Raw genomic sequence first — 3,104 nt, 5'->3', positions numbered from 1 at the left:
GTTGTTGTTCAGAAGAAGGATCTTGATGTCGATCTTCTGCTCCATGATGGTGCCCAGCTCTTGAATGTTCATCTGGAAGGAGCCGTCGCCGACGATCACCCACACGCGTTCTTCGGGACGCGCGAACTTCACCCCCATCGCGGCCGGGACGGAAAATCCCATCGACCCCAACCCCCCGGAATTGAACCAGGTGTTGAACCGTTGGAACCGGTAGTACCTCGCAGCGAACATCTGGTGCTGCCCCACGTCGGCGACCACATTGTCCTTGCCCCCCGTCAGATCCGACAGCTTCCGGATCACGGCTCCCATCAGCAGGTTCCCGCCGTTACCCGTTCCGTTACCGCTATTTATGGGGTCAATACTATTCCAATACTTTCGGTTTTTAGCCGCGAAGGCGTACCATTCCTTGTACGGTTTCGGCTTCACGACCTTCGTCATCTCCACAACGGCGGGCTTGAGATCGCTGTAGATGGGAACCGTCGCCCGGACGTTCTTGTTGATCTCGGAAGGGTCATGCTCCACGTGGATCACGTCCGCGTCCCTGGCGTATTCGTCCAGCTTCCCCGTCACGCGGTCGTCGAACCGCATCCCCAGCGCGATGATCAGGTCGGCGTTCTCGATCGCCCGGTTGGCCTCCACCGTCCCGTGCATTCCCATCATCCCGAGACACTGCGGATGATCGGCGGGGAGGGCGCTGATCCCGTGAAGGGTGCACGAAAACGGCATGTTCGACCGCTCGAGGAACCTCCGGACCTCTCCCTGCGCCCCCGACTGGATGACGCCGTGCCCCACGAAGACGATGGGCCTTTCGGAATGGTCCATCAGATCTTGTGCGCGGGTCACCTGGTCCTTGCCGATTCCCGGAGGCGACGGGACAGGATACCGGATCGTCGTGTCGAAGCCGTCGTCCGGGATCACAGCGTTCGCGATGTCCTTGGGGAAGTCGATGTTGACCGGCCCTTTCCGGCCCGTGTTGGCGAGGTAGAACGCCTCCTTGACCACGCGGGGGATTTCGTACGGGTCGTCCAGGATGTACGACTGCTTCGTGACCGGGATGAGCATGCCGATGATATCGCTTTCCTGGAAGGCGTCGGTGCCGATCACGGAAGTCGCCACCTGCCCCGTGATGGCGACGATCGGTACGGAGTCCATGTGGGCGTCCGCGATCCCGGTCATCAGGTTGGTGGCCCCCGGTCCGGAGGTGGCGATGCACACCCCGGGCCTTCCCGTGGCCCGTGCCATCCCCTGGGCGGCGAACGCCGCCGCCTGCTCATGGCGGACCATGACGTGCGTCAGCTGGGGGAACTGCGGGAATGCGTCGTACACCGGCATGATCGCCCCGCCGGTGTAGCCGAACAGGTAGGTCACCCCCTCTTCCACCAGGGACCGACACATCAGTTCCGCGCCTTTGATTGTTTTTTTCCGTCTGGCCATTGTCGTTCTCCTTAAGGCTTATCCTTCAATCTAGCTTGTCACCGCGCCTCGCGACGCGCTGCCGACGAGCGATGCGTACTTTCCCAGAACGCCGCGTCGGTATTTCGGCTCCGGGGACTTCCATCGGGAGAGACGCGCCGCGACTTCCGCCTCCCCCTCCTCGAGGGAGATCGTCCGTGCCCCGGGGTTGATGGTGATCCGGTCGCCTTCCCTGACGACGGCGATCGCCCCCCCCGCCTGCGCCTCGGGAGCGATATGTCCGACCATGATCCCGTGCGTGCCTCCCGAGAACCGGCCGTCGGTGATCAACGCGACGTCCTTCCCCAGTCCGGCGCCCATAAGGGCGGCGGAAGGGGAGAGCATCTCCCGCATCCCCGGCCCGCCTTTCGGTCCTTCGTACCGTATCACGATCACGTCGCCCTTCCGGATCCTGCCGGAAAGAATCGCGTCCAGCGCGTCTTCTTCGCGGTCGAAAACCCGCGCCGGGCCGCTGTGGTTCGTAAGCGTCTTTCCGCTCAGCTTCAGGACAGCCCCCTCCGGTGCAAGGTTTCCGCGCAGGATCGTGATGTGCCGGCCGGGCGGGGCGTAGGGGCTCACCGGCGAAAAGAAGATGTCCTGGCCGTCGGGACGCGTCGGCGCGTCCGCCAGGTTTTCCGCGACGGTCTCCCCCGTCACGGTCAGGCACTCTCCGTGAAGCAGCCCTGCGTCGAGCAGCGTCTTCATCACCATCGGGATGCCGCCGATCCGGTCCAGGTCCGCCATGACGTATTTCCCGAAGGGTTTGAAGTTCCCCAGCAGCGGAACGTTCTGTCCGATACGCTGGAAATCGTCCAGAGCAAGCGGCACCTGCGCCTCGTGGGCGAGCGCCAGAATGTGAAGGATGCCGTTCGTCGAGCCGCCCAGCGCCATCATCACGACGATGGCGTTCTCGAACGCCTCCCGCGTCGCGATGTCCCGGCCGCGGATCCCCCGGCGAAGAAGTCCCACGAGCGCCTTGACGGAGTCGACACAATCCTGCCGCTTCTCCGGCGAGATCCGGTTCCGCCGGTCGACCGCCGCATGCGAGGCGGACCCCGGGACGCTCATTCCCATCCCCTCGATCACCGAGGCCATCGTGTTGGCCGTGTACATCCCGCCGCACGAACCGGCGCCGGGGCAGGAGTGGCATTCCACTTCGTGCAATTCCTCATCCGTGATCTTTCCCGCTCCGTGGGCTCCGACCGCCTCGAAGGCGCTCACGATCGTCAGGTCCTCCCCCCGCCAGCTCCCGGGAAGAATCGTCCCTCCGTACAGGGTCAACCCGATGGAGTTGTTCCGGAGAATGGGCATGAGCGCGCCCGGGATGCTCTTGTCGCATCCCGAAAGCGTGAGGATCCCGTCGGCGGCATATCCTTCGTGCATCGTCTCGATGCAATCGGCGATCAGGTCCCGGGACATCAGGGAATACTTCATCCCCTCCATCCCCATCGTCTCCCCGTCGCTGATGACGGGCGTGCCGAAAAGGAAGGGCTTCCCCCCGGCTCCTTCGATCTCCTGGAACAGAATGTCGCCCAAGTCCCGGATGTGGTCGTTGCAGGGGGTGGCGTTCGTGAAGGGGCAGGCCACCGTGACGATCGGCTTCACGAAATCGTCGTCCGTGAAGTCGACGGCGCGAAGCATGGCGCGCGCCG

General features: G+C 63.9%; 2 protein-coding genes. Both read right to left on the bottom strand.

The genetic code is table 11. From position 1 onward, the window contains the following. Nucleotides 1-1,434, bottom strand: a 1,434-nt coding sequence (gene ilvB / locus VJ307_02195; protein ID HJX72938.1) for a biosynthetic-type acetolactate synthase large subunit, incomplete at its 3' end; no start/stop codon positions are given. A 30-nt stretch (nt 1,435-1,464) separates the two neighbouring features. Further along, nucleotides 1,465-3,104: dihydroxy-acid dehydratase (gene ilvD / locus VJ307_02190; GenBank protein ID HJX72937.1), on the bottom strand; the 1,640-nt coding region annotated here is incomplete at its 5' end.

It is taken from the genome of Candidatus Deferrimicrobiaceae bacterium (assembly GCA_035256765.1).
Taxonomy (GTDB): domain Bacteria; phylum Desulfobacterota; class Deferrimicrobia; order Deferrimicrobiales; family Deferrimicrobiaceae; genus CSP1-8.
The sequence above is the reverse complement of the archived record's forward strand: the minus strand, read 5'-3'. Positions and strand labels throughout refer to the sequence as shown.